The organism is Streptomyces subrutilus, from assembly GCF_008704535.1.
In the GTDB taxonomy this organism is placed as follows: Bacteria; Actinomycetota; Actinomycetes; order Streptomycetales; family Streptomycetaceae; genus Streptomyces; species Streptomyces subrutilus.
Genome location: NZ_CP023701.1, coordinates 2,030,010 through 2,056,871 on the forward strand (window position 1 = coordinate 2,030,010; position 26,862 = coordinate 2,056,871).

Annotated in this window: 26 protein-coding genes and 1 riboswitch; of the genes, 7 read left to right on the forward strand and 19 right to left on the reverse strand. The window is 73.8% G+C overall.

Annotation, left to right across the window (positions count from 1 at the left end; translation table 11 throughout):
* Positions 1-152 precede the first annotated feature (152 nt).
* From CP968_RS08635 to CP968_RS08645, 3 genes are read right to left on the reverse strand one after another with little or no spacing between them, the layout of a single operon-like run.
* The gene (locus CP968_RS08635; protein ID WP_150517442.1) at positions 153-938 is read right to left on the reverse strand and encodes a DUF3710 domain-containing protein; all 786 of its coding nucleotides are present in this window, start codon (positions 936-938) and stop codon (positions 153-155) included.
* 1 nt (position 939) lies between these two features.
* The gene (gene dut / locus CP968_RS08640) at positions 940-1,485 is read right to left on the reverse strand and encodes a dUTP diphosphatase (RefSeq protein ID WP_150517443.1); all 546 of its coding nucleotides are present in this window, start codon (positions 1,483-1,485) and stop codon (positions 940-942) included.
* Positions 1,485-2,069 (reverse strand): PaaI family thioesterase, encoded by a 585-nt coding sequence (locus tag CP968_RS08645; protein ID WP_150517444.1) that lies wholly within the window; start codon positions 2,067-2,069, stop codon positions 1,485-1,487. Before CP968_RS08645 ends, dut begins: the two co-directional genes overlap by 1 nt.
* A 58-nt stretch (positions 2,070-2,127) precedes the next feature.
* Between CP968_RS08645 and CP968_RS08650 the strand changes: the two genes are divergently transcribed.
* Complete coding sequence (locus CP968_RS08650) at positions 2,128-2,583, forward strand: DUF3093 domain-containing protein (protein WP_150517445.1); 456 nt, start codon at positions 2,128-2,130, stop codon at positions 2,581-2,583.
* Between the two features lie 67 nt (positions 2,584-2,650).
* Here the strand turns inward: CP968_RS08650 and CP968_RS08655 are convergent, their stop codons facing one another.
* The 4 genes from CP968_RS08655 to CP968_RS08670 all read right to left on the reverse strand — a co-directional run bounded on the left by CP968_RS08655 (position 2,651) and on the right by CP968_RS08670 (position 6,175).
* Positions 2,651-3,577 carry a hypothetical protein gene (locus CP968_RS08655; RefSeq protein WP_150517446.1) on the reverse strand — a complete coding sequence of 309 codons (927 nt, stop codon included), beginning with the start codon at positions 3,575-3,577 and terminating at the stop codon, positions 2,651-2,653.
* 12 nt (positions 3,578-3,589) lie between these two features.
* Positions 3,590-3,886 carry a DUF4193 domain-containing protein gene (locus tag CP968_RS08660; protein WP_150517447.1) on the reverse strand — a complete coding sequence of 99 codons (297 nt, stop codon included), beginning with the start codon at positions 3,884-3,886 and terminating at the stop codon, positions 3,590-3,592.
* A gap of 382 nt (positions 3,887-4,268) precedes the next feature.
* Positions 4,269-5,516, reverse strand: coding sequence for a sensor histidine kinase (locus tag CP968_RS08665; RefSeq protein ID WP_150517448.1), 1,248 nt, complete (start codon positions 5,514-5,516; stop codon positions 4,269-4,271).
* A 5-nt stretch (positions 5,517-5,521) separates the two neighbouring features.
* Complete coding sequence (locus tag CP968_RS08670; RefSeq protein ID WP_030036265.1) at positions 5,522-6,175, reverse strand: response regulator transcription factor; 654 nt, start codon at positions 6,173-6,175, stop codon at positions 5,522-5,524.
* Positions 6,176-6,430: 255 nt separating this feature from the next.
* On the opposite strand from CP968_RS08670, the gene CP968_RS08675 reads away from it, so the two are divergent.
* Positions 6,431-6,610, forward strand: coding sequence for a hypothetical protein (locus CP968_RS08675; RefSeq protein ID WP_150517449.1), 180 nt, complete (start codon positions 6,431-6,433; stop codon positions 6,608-6,610).
* Positions 6,611-6,817: 207 nt separating this feature from the next.
* Here the strand turns inward: CP968_RS08675 and CP968_RS08680 are convergent, their stop codons facing one another.
* The gene (locus tag CP968_RS08680) at positions 6,818-7,621 is read right to left on the reverse strand and encodes an inositol monophosphatase family protein (RefSeq protein ID WP_150517450.1); all 804 of its coding nucleotides are present in this window, start codon (positions 7,619-7,621) and stop codon (positions 6,818-6,820) included.
* 90 nt (positions 7,622-7,711) lie between these two features.
* Entirely contained in the window at positions 7,712-8,866 is a 1,155-nt protein-coding gene (locus CP968_RS08685; protein ID WP_150517451.1) for a ferrochelatase, read from the reverse strand.
* Positions 8,867-9,035: 169 nt separating this feature from the next.
* On the opposite strand from CP968_RS08685, the gene CP968_RS08690 reads away from it, so the two are divergent.
* Positions 9,036-10,289 carry an MFS transporter gene (locus CP968_RS08690; protein WP_150517452.1) on the forward strand — a complete coding sequence of 418 codons (1,254 nt, stop codon included), beginning with the start codon at positions 9,036-9,038 and terminating at the stop codon, positions 10,287-10,289.
* Entirely contained in the window at positions 10,240-11,568 is a 1,329-nt protein-coding gene (locus CP968_RS08695; RefSeq protein ID WP_150517453.1) for a D-arabinono-1,4-lactone oxidase, read from the forward strand. Before CP968_RS08690 ends, CP968_RS08695 begins: the two co-directional genes overlap by 50 nt.
* A gap of 26 nt (positions 11,569-11,594) precedes the next feature.
* On the opposite strand, the gene CP968_RS08700 is transcribed toward CP968_RS08695, so the two are convergent.
* The gene (locus tag CP968_RS08700) at positions 11,595-12,446 is read right to left on the reverse strand and encodes a hypothetical protein (RefSeq protein ID WP_229886164.1); all 852 of its coding nucleotides are present in this window, start codon (positions 12,444-12,446) and stop codon (positions 11,595-11,597) included.
* 495 nt (positions 12,447-12,941) lie between these two features.
* On the opposite strand from CP968_RS08700, the gene sepH reads away from it, so the two are divergent.
* A complete protein-coding gene (gene sepH, locus CP968_RS08705) occupies positions 12,942-13,985 on the forward strand; it encodes a septation protein SepH (protein WP_150517455.1) in 1,044 nt (347 codons plus the stop codon).
* A gap of 85 nt (positions 13,986-14,070) precedes the next feature.
* Here the strand turns inward: sepH and CP968_RS08710 are convergent, their stop codons facing one another.
* Positions 14,071-14,916, reverse strand: coding sequence for a sulfurtransferase (locus tag CP968_RS08710; RefSeq protein ID WP_150517456.1), 846 nt, complete (start codon positions 14,914-14,916; stop codon positions 14,071-14,073).
* 175 nt (positions 14,917-15,091) lie between these two features.
* Here CP968_RS08710 and CP968_RS08715 point away from each other — a divergent pair, with 175 nt between their 5' ends.
* Complete coding sequence (locus CP968_RS08715; protein ID WP_150517457.1) at positions 15,092-15,883, forward strand: VOC family protein; 792 nt, start codon at positions 15,092-15,094, stop codon at positions 15,881-15,883.
* A gap of 24 nt (positions 15,884-15,907) precedes the next feature.
* Here CP968_RS08715 and CP968_RS08720 read toward each other — a convergent pair whose 3' ends face one another.
* The 4 genes from CP968_RS08720 to CP968_RS08735 form a co-directional block, all read right to left on the reverse strand.
* Positions 15,908-16,558, reverse strand: coding sequence for a thymidine kinase (locus tag CP968_RS08720; RefSeq protein WP_150517458.1), 651 nt, complete (start codon positions 16,556-16,558; stop codon positions 15,908-15,910).
* Between the two features lie 66 nt (positions 16,559-16,624).
* On the reverse strand, positions 16,625-17,830 hold the full coding sequence (locus tag CP968_RS08725; protein WP_150517459.1) for an alkaline phosphatase family protein: 1,206 nt from the start codon (positions 17,828-17,830) through the stop codon (positions 16,625-16,627).
* Complete coding sequence (locus CP968_RS08730; protein ID WP_189828875.1) at positions 17,830-18,438, reverse strand: DUF5998 family protein; 609 nt, start codon at positions 18,436-18,438, stop codon at positions 17,830-17,832. Before CP968_RS08730 ends, CP968_RS08725 begins: the two co-directional genes overlap by 1 nt.
* Before the next feature lie 50 nt (positions 18,439-18,488).
* Positions 18,489-21,329: a bifunctional acetate--CoA ligase family protein/GNAT family N-acetyltransferase gene (locus CP968_RS08735; RefSeq protein ID WP_150517461.1), complete on the reverse strand. Its 2,841-nt coding sequence runs from the start codon at positions 21,327-21,329 to the stop codon at positions 18,489-18,491.
* A 185-nt stretch (positions 21,330-21,514) separates the two neighbouring features.
* On the opposite strand from CP968_RS08735, the gene CP968_RS08740 reads away from it, so the two are divergent.
* Positions 21,515-21,796: an HPr family phosphocarrier protein gene (locus CP968_RS08740; protein ID WP_150517462.1), complete on the forward strand. Its 282-nt coding sequence runs from the start codon at positions 21,515-21,517 to the stop codon at positions 21,794-21,796.
* 244 nt (positions 21,797-22,040) lie between these two features.
* On the opposite strand, the gene CP968_RS08745 is transcribed toward CP968_RS08740, so the two are convergent.
* The 4 genes from CP968_RS08745 to CP968_RS08760 all read right to left on the reverse strand — a co-directional run bounded on the left by CP968_RS08745 (position 22,041) and on the right by CP968_RS08760 (position 26,796).
* Positions 22,041-22,718, reverse strand: coding sequence for a GntR family transcriptional regulator (locus tag CP968_RS08745; protein WP_150517463.1), 678 nt, complete (start codon positions 22,716-22,718; stop codon positions 22,041-22,043).
* Positions 22,719-22,896: 178 nt separating this feature from the next.
* A complete protein-coding gene (locus tag CP968_RS08750) occupies positions 22,897-23,697 on the reverse strand; it encodes a M23 family metallopeptidase (RefSeq protein WP_150517464.1) in 801 nt (266 codons plus the stop codon).
* Positions 23,698-23,709: 12 nt separating this feature from the next.
* Positions 23,710-23,869, reverse strand: a riboswitch (cyclic di-AMP (ydaO/yuaA leader).
* Between the two features lie 183 nt (positions 23,870-24,052).
* On the reverse strand, positions 24,053-25,420 hold the full coding sequence (locus tag CP968_RS08755; protein WP_150521812.1) for a M16 family metallopeptidase: 1,368 nt from the start codon (positions 25,418-25,420) through the stop codon (positions 24,053-24,055).
* Between the two features lie 20 nt (positions 25,421-25,440).
* Complete coding sequence (locus CP968_RS08760) at positions 25,441-26,796, reverse strand: M16 family metallopeptidase (RefSeq protein WP_167536777.1); 1,356 nt, start codon at positions 26,794-26,796, stop codon at positions 25,441-25,443.
* Between the last annotated feature and the right edge of the window lie 66 nt (positions 26,797-26,862).

Sequence of the window (26,862 nt, forward strand, 5' to 3'; positions counted from 1 at the left end):
CGGGGACGTCCGCGCAGTTCACGTACCGATGCGGGGTGCGCGACCGATCCCTGACGCATCCCTGACGCCGCCGCGCGGCGCGCGTGCGAAAGCCGGTGGGCCGCCCTCCAGGGGGAGGGCGGCCCACCGGCTTCGAGTGGTGTCGGCGCAGGTCAGCGGACCTCGGTGATCTCCGGTCCGCGCTCCAGCTGGCCCATGCCGCCGCCGAAGCGGGAGCCTTCCTGCTCCTCCGTCTGGACGCCGTCCGGCACCATCTGGGCGTCGTTCGGCAGCTTCAGGACGATCGGGTCGCGGGGGGCCATCGGGCCCTCACCGCGCACGACGACCGTGTCCCGGAAGATCTGCTCCAGCACGCCGGCCGACTCGGGGCGCACCGCGCCCTGGCCGGAGATGACACCGCGCAGGAACCAGCGCGGACCGTCGACGCCGACGAAGCGGACCAGCTGGGCGCCGGTCTGCCCGTCCGGGAGGGCCACCGGGACCTGGGCGCGCAGCTCCCAGCCCAGCGGGCCCTCGGCCTCGTCGATGATGCCGCCCTGCTGGGTGATGCCCGAGGCGATCTCGTCGCGGACCTCGCCCCAGATGCCTTCCTTCTTCGGTGCGGCGAAGGCCTGCAGCTGTACGGCGCTGTCGTTCAGCACCACGGTCGCGGCGACGATCGCGTCACCGGCGACCTCGACGCGCAGCTCCATGCCCTCGACACCGGGCACGAGGATGCCGCCCAGGTCGACCCGGCCGTCGGCCGGGTCCCCGAGGACCTCGGTGGCGTCCCAGGGGCCGTCCGGCCGGGGGGCCGGGGGCAGGTTCATCCGGCGCGGCTTGGCGGCGCCGTCCTGCTCGTCGGCGTCGTCACGCTCATCGGCGCCCGTGGCGTCGACGACCTGCTCGGCCGCGCCGCCGTCCTGGGCGGAGTCGTTCTTCTTGCGACGTCCGAACACGTCACTGTCCTTCCCGGTCGGTAACGACCGAAGCGTAGCCATTCCCACCCTGCTGACCAGTGCCGGATCCGGCCACGGCCGCATGACCGCCGGTGGAGCCGAAACCCCCCTCGGCCCGGGCCGAGCCGGGAAGTTCCGCCACCTCGTGGAAGCGCACCTTCTCGACCCGCTGGACAACCAGCTGGGCAATGCGGTCGAAACGCTCGAACCGGACGCTCTCGCGAGGGTCGAGATTGACCACGATCACCTTGATCTCCCCACGGTACCCGGCATCCACCGTCCCCGGGGCATTCACGAGCGCGAGCCCGCAGCGGGCGGCCAGGCCCGACCGCGGGTGCACGAAGGCCGCGTACCCGTCGGGCAGGGCGATCGAGACCCCGGTGGGCAGTACGGTCCGCTCGCCGGGAGCGAGCTCGGCGGCCGCGGTGGTCACCAGGTCGCAGCCGGCGTCGCCGGGGTGGCCGTAGGCGGGCAGCGGCACCTCGGGGTCGACGCGCCGGATCAGCACGTCGACCGGATGGCGGGGCGCGTGGTCGCTCTGGGACATCAGGGGTTCACCTCGAAGGCGCGTGCGCGCCTGACCTGGTCCGGGTCGGCCATCGCCGCCCGGATCTCCTCGGGCCGTCCGTTGTCGGTGAAGTGCTCGACCTTCACCTCGATGAAGAGGGCGTCGGCGCGCACGGCGACCGGGCCCTGCGGGCCGCCTATCCGCCCGACGGCGGTGGAGTAGATCTTCCGCCCGGCGACGGCGGTGACCTCGGCCTCCAGGTACAGCACCGTGCCCACGGGCACGGGCCGTAGGAAGTCCGTCTCCAGCCGGCCGGTCACGGCGATGACCCGCAGCAGCCAGTTCAGCGAGCCCAGCGTCTCGTCGAGCGCGGTGGCCAGCACCCCGCCGTGCGCGAGGCCGGGAGCGCCCTGGTGCGCGGACCTGACGGTGAACTCGGCGGTGACGCGCACGCCCTCGCCCGCCCGGGCCTCCAGGTGCAGCCCGTGCGGCTGGCCCCCGCCGCAGCCGAAGCAGTGCTCGTAGTGCGCCCCGAGGAGCTCGCCGGGCGCCGGGGCGTCGGGGTGCCGGACCGGTGCGGCGGCGTCGGCCGGGGGCGTCAACGCTGTGTTTCGTCCACTCACAGCCGCAGACCTTACCCGCGCCGCTACCCGCCGGTCGCCTCGTGGCAGGCTTGGCCGCATGCAGCCCTCCCCCGCGCACCACGACGAACGCCTGACCGCCCCCCGCACCTGGTGGGGCATGGCCGTACTGATCGGACTGGCCTGCGCGCTGATGCTGCTGCCGCTGGGCACGCTTCCGCTGCTGGCGGGGCTGGTCGGGGGCACCGCGCTGGCCGGGCTGCTGGTGAGCTCGTACGGCTCCGCGCGCGTGCGCGTGGTGAACGGTGCGCTGGCCGCCGGAGAGGCCCGCATCCCGGTGGCGGCGCTGGGCGAGCCCGAGGTGCTGGACCCGGAGGAGTCGCGGGCCTGGCGCACGTACAAGGCCGACACCCGCGCCTTCATGCTGATGCGCAGCTACGTGCCGACGGCGGTGCGGGTCGCGGTGACCGACCCGCAGGACCCGACCCCGTACGTCTACGTCTCGACCCGCGAGCCGGAGGCACTGGCCTCGGCGATCCGCGCGGCCAAGGGCTAGCGCCGGCCCGGACCGGGTCGCGCGGGCGCCGGCCCGGGGTCGCGGGCCCCGGGTGCGCTCCGGAGGCTCAGTCCTCCGGTTCCGCGGCCTCCAGTGCGGCCCTGGTGGCCTCGGGAAGGGGCTGCGCGGGGCGCTCCAGGGGCGGGAGGTCGGGCAGGGCGTCCCAGGCCACGGCGCGGCGGCGCAGGTCCGTACGGACCTTCTCGGCGACTTTGCGGGTGTCGCGGCGGTTCATGACCGCGCCCACGGCCGCGCCGACCATGAACGGCATCAGGTTCGGCAGGTTGCGGAACATCCGCTTCATGATCTGCTGGCGCAGTTCTCGCTTCATCTGGCCGCCGAGCGCCGCGTTGAGCGTGGTCGGCTTGGTCAGGTCGACCCCGCGCTCCTCGGTCCACGAGGTGAGGTAGGCGACGCTGCGCTGCTTGAGGGTGCCGGGCGGTCGCAGCCCGTAGACCTCGTGGAGTTCGGCGATGAGCTTGATCTCGATCGCCGCGACGCCCGTGATCTCGGCGGCCAGTTCGGCCGGCATGGCGGGCGGGACGGGCAGCATGGCGGCGGCGCCGATGCCGGCGCCCACCGTGGAGGTGGCGTTGGCGGCGCCGCTGATCAGCTTGTCGGCCAGCTGATCGGGGCCGAGGCCCGGGAACTGCGCGCGCAGGGTCGCGAGGTCCCGAACCGGAACGCGCGGAGCGTTCTCGATGATCCGGTCGGTGATGTACAGGACGACGTCCCTGACGCCTTCGCCGCCCTTGCGTACACCGTCCCTGACGGATTTCAGCCGACGAGCCCCGGACCTGTGCCGGGCTCCCTCGTCGGTCTCGGTGTCCGACGGCACCGCGGGTGCGGTGTCGGCGGTCACGGCTGTCGCCTCAAGGGCGGAGCCGCCGGGGGCTGCGGGACCCGTTCCCGGGTCCGTGGGCGCCACCTGCGTCTCCGCCGGTTCACCAGACTTCCGGAAGCGTCGCTTCCGGAACGGTGTCGAGCCAGCCACGGCCGACGCCTCTCAGTCGCAGTCGCGACAGATCGGCTGACCGTTCTTCTCCCGCGCGAGCTGGCTGCGGTGGTGCACCAGGAAGCAGCTCATGCAGGTGAACTCGTCGGCCTGCTTCGGCAGCACCCGTACGGCGAGTTCCTCGTTGGAGAGGTCCGCGCCGGGGAGCTCCATGCTCTCGACCGAGTCGTACTCCTCCATGTCGGCGGACGAGGACGACTTCTCGTTGCGTCGGGCCTTCAGCTCTTCAATGCTGTCGTTGTCGACGTCGTCGTCGGTCTTGCGTGGGGTGTCGTAGTCCGTTGCCATTGTTCGCTCTCCCCCTCTGGGTGTTAGCGGTGTCTCAGCGCACGTAACGCGCGAGAGGCCGGACTTGTGCCCGACCTGAGGCGGAGATTTTGCCTCACATCAAGGTCTGTTACTCAATCGACACCCAGCCGCCCACGTGAAGGAGTGCGTGGCTGGGATGACGACCGGGACCGTACACGGTCCGGGGGCGGTCTTGCACAAACGCCACCCCGTGTATTTCCCGCCATCAGGGGGGCCGGAAACCCGGACTTCCCGGGCTTTCCGGCCTCCCCGGAGTCACTGAACGCACATGCCCCGACACCCGCCCATGTGATCGATCACACAAGGGCAACTGTCTTCACATGCCACGAATTCAGCCGAAAGCGAACACGGGGCGCGGCTCTCACAAGGGAAGAGTGACACGCATCACGAGGCCACCGCCTTCCCGGGGGGTCGCCTGGATGCGGCCGCCGTGTGCGCGCGCCACGGAGCGCGCGATGGACAGGCCGAGCCCGACACCCTTGTCACTGCCCGTGCGCTCGGTACGCAGCCGCCTGAAGGGCTCGAAGAGGTTGTCCACCTCGTACGCGGGAACCACGGGACCCGTGTTCGATACCAGGAGGACCGCCTGGCCGTGCTGCGCCTCCGTGGTCACCTCGATCCAGCCGCCCTCCGGCACGTTGTACCGGACCGCGTTCTGCACCAGGTTGAGCGCGATCCGCTCCAACAGCACCCCGTTGCCCTGGACGACCACCAGCGCGCGCTCGCCCCCGATCTCGACGCCCTTGGCCTCGGCCTCGCCGCGCGCCTGGTCCAGGGCGCGCGAGGCGACCTCGGCCAGGTCGACCGGCTTGCGCTCCACTATCTGGTTGTCGCTGCGCGCCAGCAGCAGCAGCCCCTCGACGAGCTGCTCGCTGCGCTCGTTGGTGGCCAGCAGGGTCTTCCCCAGCTGCTGGAGCTCCAGCGGGGCCCCCGGGTCGGAGAGGTGCACCTCCAGCAGGGTCCGGTTGATCGCGAGGGGCGTGCGCAGCTCGTGCGAGGCGTTGGCCACGAACCGCTGCTGGGCCGTGAACGCCCGCTCCAGCCGGTCGAGCATCTCGTCGAAGGTGTCGGCGAGCTCCTTGAGCTCGTCGTCCGGCCCGTCCAGCTCGATCCGCCGGGTCAGGTCGGAGCCGACCACCCGGCGGGCGGTACGGGTGATCTTGCCGAGCGGCGAGAGGACCCGGCCGGCCATCGCGTAGCCGAAGGCGAAGGCGATGATGCTCAGCCCCAGCAGGGCCATCAGCGACCGGCTCAGCAGGTCGTCCAGCGCGTGCCGGCGCTGCTCCAGGACACAGGCGTTGATCGCGGCGTTGAACTGGTCGAGCGGCTGGCCTTCGCCGCCCACGCCCGGACAGGTGCTGCTGGTGACCCGGACCTCGACGCCGCTCACGATCTTGAACGGCAGGGCGTTGCCCTCCCGCAGGGCCTGCGCCGCCAGCAGGTAGATGATCGACAGCAGCAGGATGCCCGCGATCAGGAACATGCCGCCGTACAGCAGGGTGAGGCGTATCCGGATCGTCGGCCGCAGCCAAGGGAAGGGACCCTCGGGCTGGCCGGGGTCCCAGGTCGGTTTCGGTGGCGCCGAAGGTGGCGCCGGGCTGGCTGCCACGCGCGTCAGATCCGGTATCCCGAGCCGGGCACGGTCACGATGACCGGCGGCTCGCCCAGCTTGCGCCGCAGGGTCATCACGGTGACCCGGACCACGTTGGTGAAGGGGTCGGTGTTCTCGTCCCAGGCCTTCTCCAGCAGCTGCTCGGCCGAGACGACCGTCCCCTCGCTGCGCATCAGGACCTCCAGCACCGCGAACTCCTTGGGCGCCAGCTGCACCTCCCGGCCCTCGCGGAAGACCTCGCGCCGGTTCGGGTCCAGCTTGATGCCGGCCCGCTCCAGCACGGGCGGCAGGGCGACGGTCGTACGCCGTCCCAGCGCCCGGACGCGGGCGGTCAGCTCGGTGAAGGCGAAGGGCTTGGGCAGGTAGTCGTCCGCCCCGAGCTCCAGCCCCTCCACGCGGTCGCTGACGTCGCCGGAGGCGGTCAGCATCAGCACGCGCGTGGGCATGCCGAGCTCCACGATCTTGCGGCAGACGTCATCGCCGTGCACGAGCGGGAGGTCCCGGTCGAGCACGACCACGTCGTAGTCGTTCACTCCGACGCGCTCCAGGGCCGCGGCGCCGTCGTACACGACGTCCACGGCCATGGCCTCCCGACGCAGTCCGGTGGCCACCGCATCGGCGAGCAGCTGCTCGTCCTCGACGACGAGTACGCGCACGTCGTTGTCCTTCCTCAGAGCCCAGAAGGGCACACGTGTGTTGCGTCGTCCATCCTGCCCGTTTCGGCCGTAAACCGGCTGTAAGACGCCGCACGGGCGGGACGCGCGGGACGGGAGCGCGGGACGGGGGGCTCGGATTCACCTCCCCGCCGAGGTTTCCCGCGCCGGGGCGCCGGGGAGGACGTCAGAACACCCCATCCACTCCCTGACGGCGGACAGCCACGTGCCGCCGACCCACGAAGAGGGGGCGCCACCATGGACGCATTCACCACGGGTCTCCTGCAGCGCATCAGGACCACGCAGTCGGACCTTCGGCAGGCCCGCGAGGCGGGCGACGACTTCCTCGTGGAAGTGGAACAGGCGGAGCTGGAGGACCTCCAGCGCCTCGCCGCCGAGCACGGCGTTCCGGTCACCGCCGCCGTACCCGCCTGCTGACGTCCCCCGCCGTCCGCCCGGGCGGCCGTACCTCCCGCCCGACCTCCTCCCGACGACCTCCGCCCGGCAGCCGGCCCGTCCCCCGCGGTCCGCGCGACGCCGCGACGGCCCGACCCGACCCCGGACGCACGACGGAGTCCCGGCCGCCCGCGAAGGCGGCCGGGACTCCGTCGTGTCCGTACGTCGGGGGCGGGTGGGCCGGCCCGGTCAGTCGTGCCAGGCCCCCGCCTCGTCCAGCAGCGGCTGCAGCGAGCCGAAGACCGCCGGCGTGGCCGCCAGGGCCAGCTCCCCGGAGGCCGGCTCGCCCGGTCGGCCGCCGGTCAGCGCGCCCGCCTCCCGGGCGATGAGCTCCCCGGCCGCCAGGTCCCACGGGTTGAGCCCGCGCTCCCAGTACCCGTCCAGCCGCCCGGCGGCCACGTCGCACAGGTCCACCGCCGCCGAGCCGCCCCGCCGGATGTCGCGCACCAGCGGCACGATCCGCCGCGCCACCTCGGCCTGCTGCACCCGCCGGCCGTGCACGTACGCGAACCCGGTGGCGACCAGCGCCTGGTCCAGCGGCGCCGCCGCGCGGCAGGCCAGCCGGACCCCGCCGCGCCAGGCCCCGCCGCCCAGCAGCGCGTGGAACGTCTCCCCGCGCAGGGGCACCTCCACCACGCCCACCACGGTCTCGCCCCGGTGCTCCGCCGCGATCGACACGCTCCAGGCCGGCAGCCCGTAGAGGTAGTTCACGGTGCCGTCCAGCGGGTCGACGATCCAGCGCACCCCGCTGGTGCCCGGGACGTCCGCGCCCTCCTCGCCGAGCAGCCCGTCGTCCGGACGGCGCCGGGCCAGGACCCCGGCGATCAGCTCCTCCGCCGCGATGTCCATCTCGGTCACCACGTCGATCGGGCTGCTCTTGGTCGCCGCGACCGCCAGGTCGGCGGGCCGGCCGTCGCGCAGCAGCGCACCGGCCAGCCGGGCGGCCTCCAGGGCCACGTCCAGCAGTTCCGCCTTCAGCTCTTCACAGACCACGGTCGGCCCCTCTCCCCGCTCGTTCGGCGTGCGCCCGGCTCCCGGGCCGCACGGACTGCTCGGCGCACGGGCCCCTCGGCGCACGGGCCGCTAGGCGTACGGGCTGTCCGCGCCCGCCGCCGCCGGCCGGGGCGCCCGCGCCGGGCAGCAGCCCACCGGGCACAGGTCGTGACCGGCCCCCAGCCGCCCCAGCGCGCACCGCTCCGCGGCCTCGCCGCGCTCGGTGGCGGCCCGCTCCAGGACGAGTTCGCGCACGGCCGCGGCGAACCGCGGGTCGGCCCCGACCGTGGCCGAGCGGGCGACGGGCAGGCCCAGTTCGGCGGCCTTGGCCGTGGCCTCGGTGTCCAGGTCGTACAGGACCTCCATGTGGTCCGACACGAACCCGATCGGCACCATCACGGCCGCCGCGGCCCCCGCGCCGTGCAGCGCCTCCAGGTGGTCGCAGACGTCCGGCTCCAGCCACGGGATGTGCGGGGCGCCGCTGCGCGACTGGTAGACCAGCTGCCAGGGCAGTGCGGTGCCGGTCCGGGCGCGGACCGCGTCCGCGATCATCTCGGCCACGTCCAGGTGCTGGCGGACGTACGCCCCGCCCTCGCCGCCGTCCGTGTGCTCCTCGACCGGCCCCGAGGTGTCGGCGGACGCGACCGGGATGGAGTGCGTGGTGAACACCAGGTGCGCGTCCGCCCGTACCTCCTCGGGCAGCGACTCCAGCGAGGCGAGCACGCCGTCGACCATCGGGCGGACGAAACCGGGGTGGTTGAAGTAGTGCCGCAGCTTGTCGACGCGCGGCAGCTCCGCGCCCTCCTCGGCGAGCACGGCCAGCGCGTCGGCCAGGTTCTCGCGGTACTGCCGGCAGCCCGAGTACGAGGCGTACGCGCTGGTCGCGAGCACGGCGATCCGGCGGCGCCCGTCGGCCGCCATCTCCCGGAGCACATCGGTCAGGTAGGGGGCCCAGTTCCGGTTGCCCCAGTACACCGGCAGGTCCAGTCCGTTACCGGCGAAGTCCTTGCGCAGCGCGTCCAGGAGTTCGCGGTTCTGCCCGTTGATCGGGCTGACCCCGCCGAAGCCGAAGTAGTGCTGCCCGACCTCCTTGAGGCGCTCCCGCGGGATGCCCCGCCCGCGGGTGACGTTCTCCAGGAACGGGACGACGTCGTCGGGACCCTCCGGGCCGCCGAAGGACAGCAGCAGGAGGGCGTCGTACGGGGCGGCGGGCCCGCCGGCGGGCGGGGGGAGCTGGTCTGACATGCCCCGAATCCTGCCATCCGGCTCCCCCGGGCGGAAAGCGACCGGCCCCCGGTCCCACCTCCACATGAAGGTAAGGTCACCCTTACTTCTTGTCTGTATTCTCCCCGTGCGGGTGCCTTGTCGGCGGTCGTAACCTGTATGGGCCGATCACGTCCCCCACGGAGGGCTTGTGCCCAGTCCCTACCGCGCGATCTTCGCGGCCCCAGGCGCCAAGGGGTTCAGCGCCGCCGGACTCCTCGGCCGGATGCCGCTCTCCATGGTGGGCATCGGCATCCTGACGATGATCACCGAGCTGGGCCGCAGCTACGGCCTGGCCGGCGCCCTCACCGCCACGATCGCCCTGTCCGCCGCCGTCGTCGGCCCGCAGGTCTCCCGGCTGGTCGACCAGTACGGCCAGCGGCGGGTGCTGCGGCCCGCGACGCTGATCGCGGTCACCGCGGTCACCGGGCTGCTGCTCGCGGCGGCCAACGGCTGGCCGGACTGGATGCTCTTCGCCTTCGCGGTCGCCGCGGGCTGCGTCCCCAGCGTCGGGTCGATGGTCCGGGCCCGCTGGACCGCCATCTTCCGCGACACCCCCCAGCTGCACACGGCGTACTCCTTCGAGTCCATCGTGGACGAGCTCTGCTTCATCGTCGGGCCGCCGCTGGCCGCGACCCTGTCCGCCGGCTGGTTCCCGGAGGCCGGCCCGCTGGTCGCCGTCGTCTGCCTGGTGGCCGGGGTCTGGTGGCTGACGGCCCTGCGCGCCACCGAGCCCGAGGCCCACCCGCGGCACGCGCAGTCCGACACCTCCTCCGCCCTGCGCGCCCCCGGCCTGCAGGTGCTCGTGGCCACCTTCGTGGCCACCGGCGCCGTCTTCGGCTCCGTCGACGTGGCCACCCTCGCCTTCGCGGCGGAGCAGGGCAGCAAGTCCACCGGCGGCCTCCTGCTGGCCCTCTACGCCGCCGGATCCTGCCTGGCGGGCATCGTCTTCGGGGTGCTGCACTTCAAGGGCCGGGCCGAACCGAGGTGGCTGCTGGGCATCTGTGCGATGGCCGTGAGTATGATCCCCCTCCTACTGGCCGGGAACCTCGCGCTTCTGGCCGTGGCGCTCTTCGTCTCGGGCCTCGCCATCGCTCCCACGATGATCACCACGATGGCCCTGATCGAGGCGCACGTACCACACGCGAAGCTGACCGAGGGCATGACCTGGATCAGCACCGGCCTCGCGGTCGGCATCGCGCTGGGGTCCTCCGTGACCGGCTGGGTCGTCGACTCGGCCGGGGCGCGGACCGGGTACGTCGTCTCGCTCGCGGCGGGGACCGCCGCGGCCGCGGTCGGGTTCGCGGGTTACCGCCGGCTGAAGAGGCCGGCGCAAGGGGAGGAGCCAGCTACCGATGGGGACGGCGACAGCAGGGAAGGACGGCGCGGCGACCGCGTGGCGTAACTGGGCGGGGAACGTCACCGCCGCACCGGTCCGCGTGGTGGCCCCGGCCTCGGTCGAGGAGCTCCGGGAGGCGGTCCGCCGGGCCGCCTCGGAGGGCCTGCGGGTGAAGGCGGTCGGCACCGGCCACTCCTTCACGGCGGCGGCGGCGACGGACGGGGTGCTGGTGCGCCCGCAGGCGCTGGCCGGGATCACCGCGGTCGACCGGGCCGCCGGCACCGTGACGGTGGCGGCGGGAACGGTGCTGAAGGACCTGAACCGGGCGCTCGCCGCTCAGGGCCTCTCGCTCACCAACATGGGCGACATCATGGAGCAGACGGTCTCCGGCGCCACCAGTACCGGAACCCACGGCACCGGCCGCGACTCCGCCTCCATCGCCGCCCAGATCCGCGCCCTGGAGCTGGTCACCGCGGACGGCCGGCTGCTGACCTGCTCGGACAAGGAGAACCCGGAGGTCTTCGCGGCCGCCCGGGTGGGCATCGGGGCCCTCGGCATCGTCACCTCGCTCACCCTGGCCGTCGAGCCCCTCTTCTTCCTGACCGCCCGTGAGGAGCCCATGGGCTTCGACCGGGTGACCGCGGAGTTCGACCAGCACGTCGCGGAGAACGAGCACTTCGAGTTCTACTGGTTCCCGCACACCGGCAACTGCAACACCAAGCGCAACAACCGCAGCCAGGGCCCGGCCGCGCCGCCCGGACCGGTGAGCGCCTGGGTCGAGGACGAGCTGCTGTCGAACGGCCTCTTCCAGGCCGTCAATTCCCTGGGCCGCGCCGTCCCGGCCACCATCCCCGCCATCGCCCGCGTCGCCAGCCGCGCCCTGTCGGCGCGCACCTACACGGACATCCCGTACAAGGTGTTCACCAGCCCGCGACGGGTCCGCTTCGTGGAGATGGAGTACGCCCTTCCGCGCGAGAACGCCGTCGCCGCCCTGCGGGAGCTGCGCGCCCTGGTCGACCGCTCGGACCTGCGGATCAGCTTCCCGGTGGAGGTGCGGACGGCGCCGGCCGACGACATCACGCTGTCGACGGCCTCGGGCCGCGACACGGCGTACGTCGCGGTGCACATGTACCGGGGCACCCCGTACCGGGCCTACTTCACGGCCGCCGAGCGGATCTTCACCGCGCACGGCGGCCGCCCCCACTGGGGCAAGGTGCACACCCGTGACGCGGAGTACCTGGCGCGGGCCTACCCCCGGTTCGGCGAGTTCACCGCGCTCCGGGACCGACTGGACCCGGACCGGGTGTTCGGCAACGACTACCTCAGGCGCGTGCTCGGCGCCTGAGCCCGCCGTCCCCGGCCGGCCTCCGCTCAGGGGGTGGCCGACCGACCGCCCGCGCCGGAGCCGCCGTCCCCGGACGGCGGCGCGGCCGGGGCGGAGGGGGTCGCGGACCGGCCGGGCTGCGTGGAGGCCGGCGGGCCGGACGGGGTCGGGGAGGTCTGCGGCGTGCTGGGCGTCGCCGGCGGGCTCGGACTCCCGGAGGGCGTGGTCCCCGGATCGGTGCCCGGCGACCGGCCGCCGTCGCCGTCCGTCGATCCGGACGGACGGGGGCTGCCCCCGGGCCCGGGGGTCTTCCCGTCCTCGTCCTCCCGCGACGTGCCGCCCGGCTCGCCCGCCGGCGGGTCGGGCTTGTGGTCGCGGGCCGTGCCGGCGCCGCCGGTGAGCAGGGTGCGCCCGTCCGAGCTGACCGAGGTGCCGGCCACCGCCTCGTACGTGCCGAGACCGCCGATCGCGAGGGCGAAGGCGGCGCCGGAGGCGACGGCCGTCCGCTTCCAGCCGCGCACCCGGGTGCCGTGGACGGTGGCCGAGCCGAACTCCTCGTCCGGCGCCCCGGCCGGGTCACCGGCGGACGGGACGGTGCGCAGCAGCACGGTGCCTTCCGGGGTCTCCTCCCGGACGACGACCGGCACCCGGCGGGCCCTGGGGCGGGCGGTCTCGCGGAGCTGATCACCGGTGCGCCGGAAGAAGTGCTGGATGACGGGACCGCCCGCGGTGGCCACCACGCTGACCACGCCGGCGCCCAGGATGGTCCCGTAGACCCCCATCTGGGAGGCGAGCAGCGCCGCGGCCACGGTCGCGAGCGAGCTGCCGGCCACCTGAGCCGCGCTCAGGTCGAGCTTCTTCTTCCCCGGTTCGACGTCGTGCGCCGTCTTCTGACCCATCGCCATCCCCTGTGTGTTCTGCCTCTCCCGCGCCGGAAGCCTTCAGCAGGTACAGACAGCTGAGCGAAACGGAAAGTTCCGTTTCTGCGGATTCTGTGAAGCAAGACACCCGCAAACGGACACGCATGCAGGTCGGGCCCGTCGGAGGGCATGCCAACTGCCGCCGTCCGGGAGAACTTCGGCGGCGCGGCGGTCCACCCAGGTGGCCCGAATGGAGTACTGTGGCGAGCCCTGGGGCCGTCCTTCCTTTCGGATGTCCGGACTCGGGAGAGGGAGCCGAAGGATGCAGAACGGCACTCAAAGACCGGTGATGCCGCGGTATTGCACGGGCGCCTGCTGCGCACAGTAACCGATCGGTCACTGTGCGTACCCAACAGGTAACCGTGCCATGACGGCGATCGAGGGCGCATGCCCGACACGCCGGTTTAACACGGCAAGGTTGTGGCAGGCTGCACCCGGGCAGGCCACACTCGACTAGCGGAAGCAGCGACGCACGTGACGTCGGCAGGCACCACCCGGGAGGTCCCCATGCCCGAACTGCGTGTCGTGGCCGTCTCAAATGACGGCACACGACTGGTGCTCAAGGCTGGGGACAGCACGGAGTACACGCTTCCGATCGACGAGCGGCTGCGGGCCGCCGTGCGCAACGACCGCGCACGCCTGAACCAGATCGAGATCGAGGTCGAGAGCCATCTCCGGCCCCGCGACATCCAGGCCCGCATACGGGCCGGTGCCTCCGCGGAGGAGGTCGCCCAGCTCGCCGGCATCCCCGTCGAACGCGTCCGCCGCTTCGAGGGCCCCGTGCTCGCCGAGCGCGCCTTCATGGCCGAGCGGGCCCGCAAGACGCCCGTGCGCCGTCCCGGCGAGAACACCGGACCCCAGCTCGGCGAGGCCGTACAGGAACGCCTGACGCTGCGCGGCGCCGAGAAGGAATCCGTCCAGTGGGACTCCTGGCGCCGCGACGACGGCACCTGGGAGGTCCTCCTCGTCTACCGGGTCGCCGGCGAGCCGCACGCGGCGAGCTGGACGTACGACCCTCCGCGCCGGCTCGTCGTGGCCGTGGACGACGAGGCCCGCTCGCTGATCGGCGAGGCGGACGACCTGCCCGCGGCGCCGGAGCCGAGCTTCCCGTTCGTGCCGAGGATCGCGCGGCTGCCCCGCGACCGGCCGCTGGACCGCGCCCTCGACCGCCAGCTGGAACGACCGGCCGCGCCCGATCCGGAGGAGGAGCGGGACACGCTGACCAGCCTGCTGGAGGCCGTGCCCAGCTTCCGCGGCGACCTGGTCGTCCCGGACCGCGCGGAACCGATGGTCGAGGAGCCGGAGGTGGAGGAGCCGCCCGCTCCGGCCGCCTCGGCGGGCGCCGGCACGGCGTACGCCGACGTCCTGATGCCGCGGACGGTCGCGGGACACCGCGACCGGCTGACCGGCACCACCGACCGCCAGGCCGAGGCCGACGGGGTCCGCCCCGGACGCCGTGCGGCGGTGCCGAGCTGGGACGAGATCGTCTTCGGCACCCGGCGCAAGAAGCAGGAGTAGCGCCGGGCACCGCTCGGCGTACGACGGCGCGCCGCCGCCCGGGAGCTCCGGGTAGCGGCGCGCCGTCGTGTCCGGGGGTCTCGGACTACTGGGGGTCGGGGCCCGTGGCCACCGGGCGCTCCGGGTCGGCGGACCACTCCGACCAGCTGCCCGCGTACAGGTCGGCGTCGAGGCCCGCGACCTCCAGGGCCAGCACCTGGTGGGCGCCGGAGACCCCGGAGCCGCAGTACACGCCCACCGGCGTCCCGTCCGTCACGCCGAGTGCGGTGAAGCGGGCGCGCAGCGCGTCCGCCGCCAGGAAGCGGCCGTCCGGCCCGACGTTCTCCGTGGTCGGGGCCGACAGCGCGCCCGGGATGTGGCCTCCGACCGGGTCGATCGGCTCGACCTCGCCGCGGTATCGCTCCCCCGCGCGGGCGTCCAGGAGCACTCCGGCGCGGGCGCGCGCGGCCGCGCCGTCGGCGTCGAGCAGTCCCGCCACCCCCGGAGTTGGCTTGAAATCGCCCTCCGCCGGCGTCACCCGGTCGGCCGTCACCGCGCCGCCCGCCGCGGTCCAGGCGGCCAGGCCCCCGTCCAGCACCCGGACGTCGGCGTGACCCGTACGGCGCAACAGCCACCAGGCGCGGGCCGCGGCCCACCCCTGGCCGCCGTCGTACACGACCACCGGCGCCCCGGACGAGACGCCCGCCCGTCGCATCACCGCCCCGAAGGCCTCCGGGTCCGGCAGCGGGTGGCGGCCGCCCGACCCGGCCGGACCTGCCAGTTCGCGGTCGAGGTCCACGTAGACGGCGCCGGGCAGGTGCCCGGCCTCGTACGCGGGCCGCTGGTCGGGGCCGCCGAGCTGCCAGCGGACGTCGAGCAGCACGGGGGGCCGGGAGCCGGCCAGCTCGTCCCTCAGTCCGGCGGCGGAGAGGATCGCAGAGGTCGCAGTCATGCGGCCATCTTCCTCCCCGTCCGTCACCCGCGTAACAGGCCCGTCATCGGGGGGCCGTACCGTTCCGGTCATCTCTGGCCCGGCCCCGGCCGATGCGGCCCGGTCGGGGCGCGCCGAGCCCTCCGGGGTGGAAGCATCGGCCACGGCAGGCGCTACGACGGAGGAGACCGCTGACATGACCGAGGCAGTGAAGGCGACGCGGCGCACGCCCGGCACGCCGTGCTGGGTGAGCCTGATGGTGCACGGCCTCGGCACGACCGAGGAGTTCTACGCCGAGCTGTTCGGCTGGGAGTACGCGCCGGGTCCGGAGCAGCTCGGACCCTACGTCCGGGCCCTGTTGGACGGGCGCGAGGTGGCGGGCATCGGCGAGATGCCGCCGGACCGGCACCTTCCGGTGGCCTGGACGACGTACCTGGCCACGGACGACGCCGACGCCACCGCCGAGGCGATCCGCTCCTGCGGCGGCACGGTCGCGGTGGGCCCGCTGGACGCGGGCATCGCCGGGCGGGTGGCCATCTGCTCCGACCCGTTGGGAGCGATCTTCGGGATCTGGCAGGCGCAGACCCACCTCGGCACGCGGACGCACGGGGGGCCGGGCACACCGGTCTGGAACGAGCTGGTCACGCAGGACACCACGGCCGTCGGCAAGTTCTACGAGCACGTCTTCGGCCACGAGGCGCAGGCGCACGCCACGGCCTCCGACGACTTCGACTACCTGACCCTGTACCTGGAGGACCGGCCGGTCGCCGCCGTGCACGGCGTCGGGCGCTCGCTGCCGCACGACCGGGGCCCGCACTGGATGGCGTACTTCGAGGTGGAGGACCCCGACGCGGCGGCCGAGCGGGTCGTGGACCTCGGCGGCCGGATCGTCGAACCGCCCCGCGAAGGGCTGAGCGGACGGCTGGCGGTCGTCGCCGACCCGGAGGGCGCGGTCTTCACCGTCGTGCGGTCCCGGCAGCGGAGCTGAGCCGGGGCGGCCCGGAGGCGGCCCTCAGCCGTGGTTGACGGGCAGGACGTCCGGGGAGAGGGCGCCGGCGCGGGCCGTGGCCGAGGTCATGCGGCGGCGGTGGTGGCGGCGGCAGAGGACCTCGTAGCCGATCTCCTCCGCCGGGCGGTTGACGTCGCCGACCACCACCTGGGCACCTTCCACGACCATGTCCCCGCCGACCGTGCGGGCGTTGTGGGTCGCGCGGGCGCCGCACCAGCACAGGGCCTCGACCTGGAGCTGTTCGATGCGGTCGGCCAGCTCGATCAGGCGCTGCGAGCCGGGGAACAGCTTCGTGCGGAAGTCCGTGGTGATGCCGAAGGCGAAGACGTCCATGTCGAGGTCGTCCACGATCCGGGCGAGCTGGTCGATCTGGACCGGCGCCAGGAACTGGGCCTCGTCCACGATCACGTAGTCGGCCTTGCCGCCCTTGGACAGCTGGGCCACCAGATAGGCGTACAGGTCCATGTCCTCGGGCGCCTCGACCGCCTCCGTCACCAGACCGAGCCGCGAGGACAGCTTGCCCGAACCCGCCCGGTCGTCGCGGGTGAAGATCACGCCTTGGAGCCCCCGGGCGTCGCGGTTGTGGGCGATCTGGAGCGCCAGGGTGCTCTTTCCGCAGTCCATCGTTCCGGAGAAGAACACCAGCTCGGGCATGGGAAGTACGGGACCTTTCGAAGCATGGGAGGGACGAAGCGTGGGCGGGAAGGGGGGCGGGGCGGGTCAGGAGCGGATTTCGAGCAGCGGGACGAGCTGCTCGGCGGCGGTCATCGAGCCGTGCATGCCGACGAGGGCGGACTCGTTGGGCTCGTTGCGCGAGGCGGTGATGGCGACGTCCGCCTGGGCGGCCGCGACCACGTCGCCGATGCGGGCCGCCACCCGGTCGTCGCACTCCCCGGGCGCGCCGAACCAGCCCAGTTCCAGGGCCTCTTCGCGGCTCGCCACCCAGAAGCGGTCGCCGAGCACCTCGCGCCAGACGGTCAGCACGTCGGCCTCGGCACCCGGGACGGCGTACACGTGCCGGGCCCGGCCCTCGCCGCCCAGCAGGGCCACGCCCGCGCCCAGTTCCCAGTCGTCGTCGTAGTCGATCCGGGCGTCCTCGTCGAAGGGGACGTCGACCATGCCGTGGTCGGCGGTCACGTACAGGGCGGTGCGCGGCGGGAGTTGGCCGGCCAGACGCTGCACCAGCCGGTCGACGTACATGAGCTGGCCGCGCCAGGCGTCGGAGTCCACCCCGTGCCGGTGGCCGGCCCCGTCGAGCTCGCTGTAGTACGTGTACACGAGCGAGCGGTCGCCCGCGGCCAGCCGCTCGGCCGCCAGGTCCATGCGCTCCTCGCCGGTCATCCGGCCGAGGAAGGTGCCGCCGCTGAGGGCGACCTTGGTGAGGGGGGTGGTCTGGAAGGCGGGCGAGGACACCTGGGCCGTCGCGACGCCGGCCTTGTCGGCCAGCTGGAAGACGGTCGGGTACGGCTGCCAGGGCCGGGGCGCCGTCCAGGGCTGCCAGCGGAGCTGGTTCATCAGCTCGCCGGTGGCCGGGTTGCGCACCGCGTAGCCGGGCAGTCCGTGCCGGGCGGGCGGCAGGCCGGTGCCGACGGAGGCCAGGGAGGTGGCGGTGGTCGCCGGGAAGCCCGCGGTGATCGGGCGGCCGGTGCCGCCGCGCGATCCGGACAGCAGGGAGGTGAGGAAGGGGGCCTCGTCCGGGTGGGCCTTGATCTGCTCCCAGCCCATGCCGTCGACGAGGAAGACGCAGTTGCGGTCGGCCGGGGTCAGCTCCGCGATCGAGGCGGTGAAGCCGGGGACGCCCTGGCCGGCGACGAGCGTCGGCAGCAGGTCGGCGAGCGAGCCGGAGCCGTAGTGCGGGACGGGCGCGCCTGCGAGGTCCAGGAGCTCCGGTTCGTCCGCCCAGTTCTGCGCCGCGGAGTACGCCATCAGCGGGCGGAGGGGGCGGACGTGGCCGCCGTCGCTTCGCTGAGCGCCTGGGCGAAGACCAGCGTCTGGCGCACGGCCTCCGGGCCGTCGCCCGCCTCGCTGACGCGCAGGCTGAGGTCGTCGGCGGTGGAGTTGCCGGTGTAGCCGTGGTCTGCGTCGCAGTTGGCGTCGCCGCAGGCGGCCGGCTCCAGGTCGATCCGGGCGACCGCGCCCCAGCCGATCGTCAGGACGACCTCGCGGGGCAGGGTGCCGGGGGTGTAGGACTCCGGGTTGGCGACGACGCGGCTCAGCACGACCGAGGAGATGCTGGAGAGCTTGACCGACTCGGTGGAGGTGGTCGCGTACGGGGAGGGCGAGCCGGCGTCGGCGGCCTGCTCGTCGGTGTGGCTGACGATGAAGCGGTTGCCGGTCAGCACCAGCACGGTGACGTGGCGGCGGACCTCGTTGGAGTCGAAGGTCGTCTCCTGGTGGACCAGGTAGGACGAAATCGGCTCGCCGCCCACCGCGGCCTCCACGGCCTCGGCCACGAGGGCCGGGTAGTAGCCGCTGCGCTCGATCGCCGTGCGCAGCCCCTGGGTCGTCGTACCGGATTTCGCCATGGGGTCCATCCTAAGGCCCGTCCGGGGCACCCCGGCCGCCCCGGACGCGCTCGGCGCCCTCAGTAGCTGGGCAGGGTCCGCGGGCCGCGGTCGCCGCGGGCCGGCGGGTGGGCGACGCGGACGGCGGCGCTGAGGACGGAGAGGCCCTCGGCGGCGACCACGACCGGCTCCAGCGACACCCCGACCACCTCGGGGTGGTCGTCGACGAGCCGGGACAGCCGCAGCAGCAGCTCTTCCAGGGCGGCGGTGTCCACGGGGTCGCTGCCGCGCCAGCCGAAGAGGAGGGGGGCGGCCCGGATGGAGCGGATGAGGGCGGCGACGTCCCGGTCGGTGGCGGGGACCAGGCGGTGGGCGGTGTCGCCGAGCAGTTCGGAGGGGACGCCCGCGAGCCCGAAGGAGAGCACGGCGCCGGCCGCCGGGTCGATCACGGAGCGGACCAGCGTGTCGACGCCGCGCGGCACCATCGACTGGACCACGGGCTGGAGCTCGGCCGGCTTGCCGAGGGCGCCGGTGAGCTCCGCGTACGAGCGCCTCAGCTCGGCCTCGCCCGTGAGGTCGAGCCGTACGCCGCCCAGGTCCGCGCGGTGGCGCAGGTGCGGGGCGGTGGTCTTGAGGGCGACCGGGTAGCCGAGGACCGCGGCGGCGCGGGCGGCGGCGTCGGGGCTGGGGGCGGGCAGGGTGGGCAGGACGCGGATGCCGTAGCGGCCGAGCAGTTCGCGGCCGGCCCGCTCGTCGAGGGTGAGCACGGCGCCGCCGTCGACGTCGGCGAGCAGCGCGGCCAGCTGGGCGGCGGCCCCGGCCTCGTCGATGTCCTCGTAGGCGGGGACCTGGCCGGAGTCGGCGAGGGCGCGGCGCCACTGGCCGTAGCGGACGGCCTCGGCGACGGCCTTGACGGCGCGCTCGCCGGCCGGGTAGGCCGGGATCCGGGTGGCGGCCGGGGGGCGGGCACCGGTGGCGGCGGGGCCCGGGGCGGCCGCCGGGTCGGAGGCGGCCGGGCCGGCGGGGGTGCCCGGGCGGCCCGCGGCGCCGGGTGCGGCGGGCGGGGGCGGCGGGACCGGGCGGGGCAGGGAGGCCCGTGCGGCGGACAGGGCCTCGACCAGTTCGCCGAGCTCCACGTGGACCACGGCCACCGGCTTGCCCGGCACGGCGGCGACGGCGTCCCGCAGCGCGTCCGCGAGGGCGTCGGCCGGGGCGTGCTCGCCCACCCACGGGATGGCGGTGACGATCACCGCGTCGCAGTCGTCGGAGGCGAGCGCGGCCGCCAGCGCCCCGCGGAAGTCGTCCGGGGCCGCGGCGGTGGTCAGGTCGCGCGGGGGCAGCGGGCGCAGCCCCTGGGCGAGGCAGGCGTCGTAGGTGAGGACGCCGAGGGACTCGGAGTTGCCGAGGATCGCGATCCGGGGCCCGGCCGGGAGCGGCTGGGAGGCCAGCAGCAGGCCGACGTCCACCAGCTCCGTGACCGTGTCGACCCGGATGACGCCGGCCTGCCGCAGCAGGGCCGAGACGGTGGCCTCGGGCAGCCGGGTGCCGGGGACGACGTGGCCGGCGGGGGTGTGGCGGCCGCCCTTGGCCACGACGACCGGTTTGACGGCCGCGGTCCGGCGGGCGAGGCGGGTGAACTTGCCCGGGTTGCCGAGGGTTTCCAGGTAGAGCAGGCCGACGTCGGTGGCCTCGTCCTCGTACCAGTACTGGAGGATGTCGTTGCCCGAGACGTCCGCCCGGTTGCCCGCGGAGACGAAGGACGACAGCCCCTCGCCCCGGCGCAGGAGGGCGGAGAGCAGGGCGATCCCGATGGCCCCGGACTGGGTGAACAGGCCGATCCGGCCCCGGGCCGGCATGGGCGCGGGGGCCAGCGAGGCGTTGAGCCCGACCTCCGGCGCGGTGTTGATCATGCCGAAGGCGTTCGGCCCGATCAGCCGCATCCCGTACGAGCGCACCTGGCGGACGAGTTCGCGCTGGCGGGCGAGGCCGGCCGGGCCGCTCTCCCCGTACCCGGCGGACAGCACCACGAGCCCCTGCACGCCGTGCGCTCCGCAGGCGGCCACGGCCTGCGGCACCCGGTCCGCGGGGACCGCGACCACCGCGAGGTCGACCGGGGCCCCGATGGCCTCGACGCTGCGGTAGGCGCGGACGCCGTCGAGCAGGTCGGTGGCGGCCTCCTCGTTCACGGCGTAGAGGTGGCCGTGGAAGCCGCTGTCGCGGAGGTTGCGCAGGGCTGCGGCGCCCACGCCCCCGCCGGAGCGGCTGACGCCGATCACGGCGACCGAGCCGGGGGCCAGCAGCCGCTGGAGCGAGCGGGCCTCGGCGCGCTGTTCGCGGGCGCGCTGGACGGCGAGGGACTCGGCGGTGGGTTCGAGGTCGAGGGTGAGGTGGACGGAGCCGTCCTCGAAGCTGCGCTTCTGCTGGTAGCCGGCGTCGGTGAAGACCTTGATCATCTTGTTGTTGGCGGGCAGCACCTCGGCGGCGAACCGGCGGATGCCGCGCTCGCGGGCGACCGCTCCGATGTGTTCGAGGAGCGCGGAGGCGACGCCGCGGCCCTGGTGGGCGTCCTGGACGAGGAAGGCGACCTCGGCCTCGTCGGAGGGGCCGGTCGCGGACCGCCCGTCGGAGCCGATGCGGTCGTAGCGGACGGTGCCGATGAACTCCCCGCCGGTGGTCGCGGCGAGGCCGACCCGGTCCACGTAGTCGTGGTGCGTGAAGCGGTGCACGTCCCGGTCGGACAGGCGCGGGTACGGGGCGAAGAAGCGGTAGTACTTCGACTCGTCGGAGACCTGTTCGTAGAAGCTGACCAGGCGGCCCGCGTCCTCGGTGGTGATGGGCCTGATCCGGGCGGTGCCGCCGTCGCGCAGGACGACGTCGGCTTCCCAGTGGGCCGGGTACGAGGGGTCCGACTCGGTGGTCATGGGGCCACCTTACGGCGGCCGGCGGCCGGGCCGCGTGCGCGCGGCGCGTTAGGCGACCCGGGGCAAACCAGTGCAAGCTGTGGAAGGTCGAACGGCGCCGGATCCGGGCCGAAAGTCGGTCTGGAGCATTCGGGACGTCGTGAGAGACTGGTCTAGACAACCGTAAGAACCTGAAGGGCATCACCATGGCAGAGCGCCGCGTCAACGTCGGCTGGGCCGAGGGCCTGCACGCTCGTCCCGCCTCGATCTTCGTCCGTGCGACGACCGCTTCCGGCGTCCCGGTGACCATCGCGAAGGCCGGCGGCGACCCCGTCAACGCCGCTTCCATGCTGGCGGTCCTGGGCCTGGGCGCCCAGGGCGGCGAGGAGGTCGTCCTCGCCTCCGACGCCGAGGGCGCGGACGCCGCGCTGGACCGCCTCGCGAAGCTGGTCGCCGAGGGTCTCGAAGAGCTCCCCGAGACCGTCTGACCCTTCGGGTTCGAGCCACCCGCCCGCACGACGAAGCCGCGGCCCCCGCTCGGGGGCCGCGGCTTCGTCGTGCCGCACGGACGTGACGCCGCGCGCCGATTCGACCCGCCGCGCGCATACGAATACCGAATCCGGCGCACACATTCCCCTCGCCGCCGAATGCGCACCGCGTGCGGACCGAATTCACAGCGCCCGGGAATTGATACGGCGGCGCACGGACACCGCTCTTTGTATACGGCCCTTGTTAATGACGGCCACTCGGAATGTTTACGGCAGGTTGCGAACCGCTCACCGCCGGCCGGGGCCGCGGCCGGTGCGCCGCCGCGGCGCGGTCCGCGTGCGCCGCGGTGAGGGCCCGGGCCCGCTCCGCGTCCCCGCGGGCCACCGCGTCCACGATCGCGCCGTGCTCCGCCCAGGACTCCACCGGCCGGGCCGGGGCCCCGACCACGTACATCCACGCGACCTTGTGCCGCAGCTGGGTGAGCAGCGCGATCAGACCGGGGCTGCCGGAGGCCTGGGCCAGCGTCTCGTGGAACCACCCGCCCAGCGCCCGCAGATCCTCCCCCTGCCCCCGCCTGGCCCGCTCCTGGCCCAGCCGGACCAGCCCGCGCAGCACCTTCAGGTGGGCCTCGGTGCGCCGCCGGGCCGCCCGGGCCGCCGCCAGCGGCTCCAGCAGCGTCCGCACCTCCAGGAGGTCGGCCGCCTCCTGCGCGGTCGGCTCGGCCACGCAGGCGCCCGCGTGCCGGCGCGTGGTCACGAACCCCTCGGACTCCAGGGTGCGCAGCGCCTCGCGGACCGGGACGCGCGAGACGCCGTACCGGCGGGCCAGCACCTCCTCGGTCAGCCGTCCGCCCGGCTCGAAGACACCGGAGACGATGTCGTCGCGGATTGCCGTGCATACCGCGTGCGCAGGAATACGCAAGACCGAACCTCCGCCTATTTCCGACTCCCGTACCGGATGCCGTCGCTTCGTGCTGCGACTCTATTGCAACACACGACAATTTCCGAGAGCGGCCGGAAAAGCGAAACGTTCGCAAAAGACCCCGGCTCGCGGTGCGAGCCGGGGTCTTCGGTGAAGCGGGGGGGGTGCGCCCCGGGGGTCAGAGGCTGACGTTGTGCGAGCGCAGGTACGCGAGCGGGTCGATGTCCGAGCCGTACTGCTCGCCCGTGCGGGCCTCGAAGTGCAGGTGCGGGCCGCTGGAGTTGCCGGTGGAGCCCGAGCGGCCGATCTGCTGTCCCGCGGTGACCTTGTCGCCGACGGAGACGCTCAGCGAGAGCATGTGCCCGTACTGGGTGTAGGTGCCGTCGTTGTGCTTGATGACGACGTTGTTCCCGTACGCGCCGCCCCAGCCCGCCTCGACCACGGTGCCGGCGCCGACCGCGTGCACGGAGGTGCCCTCGGCGGCGTGGAAGTCGATGCCGGTGTGGCTGCCGGAGGACCACATGCCGCCGCCCGCGTGGTACTGCGTGCTGACGTAGGAGCCGTCGACGGGGGCCACGAAGGTGTTGAGGCGCTTGCGCTCCTCCTCGCGGGCCGCGCGCTCGGCCGCGTCGCGCTCGGCCTTCGCCTTGGCCTCGGCGAGGCGCTTGGCCTCTGCGGCGCGCTGCTTGGCCTCGGCCTCGGCCTGGGCCTGCGCGGCGGCGTGCTCGGCCGCGCGCTGCTGGGAGGCGGCCTGGTTCTGGATCTCGCCCGCGAGGTCGTCGGCGACGACGACCGCGTTGTACCCGGCGTCCGGGATGGCGTGCTGGGTGTTGTCCGCTGCGAACGCCGGAGCTGCGACGGCCCCGACGACACCGGTGGTCGCGAGGGCGGCTATGCCGGCGTAACCGGCGGTCTTGCGGCTCAGACGGCTACCGCCGCGGTGCTTGCCGGAGCCGGCGGGGGTGCTGCCAAACGCCATGAAGGGGTCGATCCTTTCCTTCCCTCTCGCCTACCGGGTTAGCTGACGGGTTCGGAGCAGGAAGGTCTCCTACGGGCTTCCTCTTGCGAGGCGGCCCGATTCACCCCAGGGACTTGTGTGGGTCCCCGGCTCCCCAGGCTCGCGCCTGACGGGGACTCGGCGATCGCTGTCCGGTGCCGCGGGTGCGGCGGGCACAACTGACGAACAGCACGGCCGACGCTAGGCGGATCATGAGCGGATCACCAAACAGACGTAGGCTTTTGTTACCTACGCCACATCACATAAAAGCAACGACGCCACCAAACAGACAAAAGGGGCCCCGGCCGACGTGCGGCCAGGACCCCTCGCGCGGACGTCAGTTGCCGACCACGCTCACCTCGCCGATCCCGAGCGCGCGGACCGGCGCCTCGATCTGCGCCGCGTCGCCCACCAGGACCGTGACGAGCCGGTCCGCCGGGAAGGCCTTCACGACCGCCGACGTCGCCTCGACCGTGCCGGTTTCGGCCAACTGCGCGTAGAGCCGCGCCTGGTAGTCGTCCGGCAGCTCCTGCTCCACCTGGTCGGCGAGGGTGCCGGCGACCGAGGCCGCGGTCTCGAACTTGAGCGGGGCCACGCCCACCAGGTTCTGCACCGCCACGTCGCGTTCGGCGTCGGTCAGACCGCCCTCCGCGAGGGTGCGCAGCACCTTCCAGAGGTCCTCCAGCGCCGGGCCGGTGTTGGGGGTGTCCACCGAGCCGCTGATGGCCAGCATCGAGGCGCCCTTGCCGTCGGCGGTGGAGCGCAGCACCTGCCCGAAGGCGCGCACGCCGTAGGTGTACCCCTTCTCCTCGCGCAGCACCTTGTCCAGGCGGGAGGTGAGGGTGCCGCCCAGGCAGTACGTGCCGAGCACCTGGGCGGCCCAGACGCGGTCGTGCCGGTCCGGGCCGATCCGGCCGATCAGCAGCTGCGTCTGGACCGCGCCGGGCCGGTCCACGATGACCACGCGGCCGGTGTCGTCGGCGGTCACCGGCGGCACCGGCCGGGGGGCCGCCGAGTCGCCCGTCCAGGTGCCCAGGGTGTCGGCCAGGACGGTGTCCAGGTCGATCCCGGTCAGGTCGCCGACGACCACCGCGGTGGCGGTGGCGGGGCGTACGTGGGCCTCGTAGAAGGCCCGCACGGCCGCGGAGTCGATGCGGGCGACCGTCTCCTCGGTGCCCTGGCGCGGGCGGGAGATCCGCAGGGTGGCCGGAAACAGCTCCTTGGAGAGCTGCTTGGCGGCGCGGCGCTGCGGGTTGGCCAGCTCGTGCGGGATCTCGTCGAGCCGGTTGCGGACCAGCCGGTCCACCTCGGCGTCGGCGAAGGCGGGGGCGCGCAGGGCCTCGGCGAGCAGGCCGAGCGCCTTGTGCAGCCGGGAGGCCGGGACCTCCAGGGAGACCCGCAGGCCGGGGTGGTCGGCGTGCGCGTCGAGGGTGGCCCCGCAGCGCTCCAGCTCGGCGGCGAACTCCTCGGCGGAGTGCTTGTCGGTGCCCTCGGACAGGGCGCGCGCCATGATGGTCGCCACGCCGTCCAGGCCCTCGGGTTCGGCGTCGAGCGGGGCGGCGAGGTTGATCTCGACCGCGACCACCTGCTGGCCCGGGCGGTGGCAGCGCAGCAGGGTCAGGCCGTTGGACAGCTCACCGCGCTCGGGGGCCGGGAAGGCCCACGGCTGCGGCTCGCCGGCCTCCGGGCGCGGGTGGAAGGTCATCGTGACGGCTGCGGTGTCGCTCACTGCTCCGCCCCTTCGTTCTCGTCGTTCTCGTCGGTCCCGGCTGCCGCGTCCGGTGCGGCCAGCGGCTCGTAGACCAGCACCGCGCGGTTGTCGGGGCGCAGCCGGGCCGCGGCCACGGCCTGGACCTCCTCCGCGGTGACGGCCAGCACCCGCCGGACGGCGGTCAGGGCGAGCTGCGGGTCGCCGAACAGCACCGCGAAGCGGCACAGTTCGTCGGCGCGGCCGGCCACCGTGCTGAGCCGGTCCAGCCATTCGCGCTCCAGCTGCGCCTGGGCGCGCTCCATCTCCTCGGCCGTGGGGCCCTCGGCGGCGAACCGCGCGAGCTCCTCGTCGACGGCCGCCTCGATGTCGGGCACCTCGACCCCGCCGGAGGTCTTCACGTCCAGCCAGCCCAGCGAGGGCGCCCCGGCCAGCCGGAGCATGCCGAAGCCGGCCGCGACGGCCGTCTGGTCGCGGCGCACCAGGCGGTTGTGGAGCCGCGAGGACTCGCCGCCGCCGAGCACGGTGAGCGCCACGTCGGCGGCGTCGCACTCCCGGGTGCCGTCGTGCGGGAGCCGGTAGGCGGCCATCAGGGCGCGGGCCGGCACCTCCTCGACGATCTCCTCGCGCAGCTCGGCGCCCATGACGTCGGGCAGCGCGCCGTCGCGCGGCGGCTGCTTGCCGTCGTGCGCCGGGATCGAGCCGAAGTACTTCTCGACCCAGGCGAGCGTCCGCTCCGGGTCGATGTCGCCGACGACCGACAGCACCGCGTTGTTGGGCGCGTAGTACGTGCGGAAGAAGTGGCGGGCGTCCTCCAGGGACGCCGCGTCCAGGTCGGCCATGGAGCCGATCGGGGTGTGGTGGTACGGGTGGCCCTCGGGGTACGCGAGGGCCGTCAGCCGCTCGAAGGCCGTGCCGTACGGCACGTTGTCGTAGCGCTGGCGGCGCTCGTTCTTGACGACGTCGCGCTGGTTCTCCATGGACTCCTCGTCCAGGGCGGCCAGCAGCGAGCCCATGCGGTCCGCCTCCAGCCAGAGCGCGAGCTCCAGCTGGTGGGTCGGCATCGTCTCGAAGTAGTTGGTGCGCTCGAAGCTGGTGGTGCCGTTGAGGGAGCCGCCGGCCCCCTGGACCAGCTCGAAGTGCCCGTTGCCCGGTACGCTCGCCGAGCCCTGGAACATCAGGTGCTCGAAGAGGTGAGCCAGACCGGTGCGCCCCTTGACTTCGTGGCGCGAGCCGACGTCGTACCAGAGGCAGACCGCGGCGACCGGGGTCAGGTGGTCTTCGGACAGCACCACGCGCAGGCCGTTGGCCAGCCGGTGCTCGGTCGCTGTCAGGCCGCCGGAGCCGGCCTGGGCTGTGGCCGTGTGACCCATGGGCATGTGGTCCCTTCGATCGCGATGCAGAGATTTCCGTCAGACCTGCCACTGTATGCAAGCGCG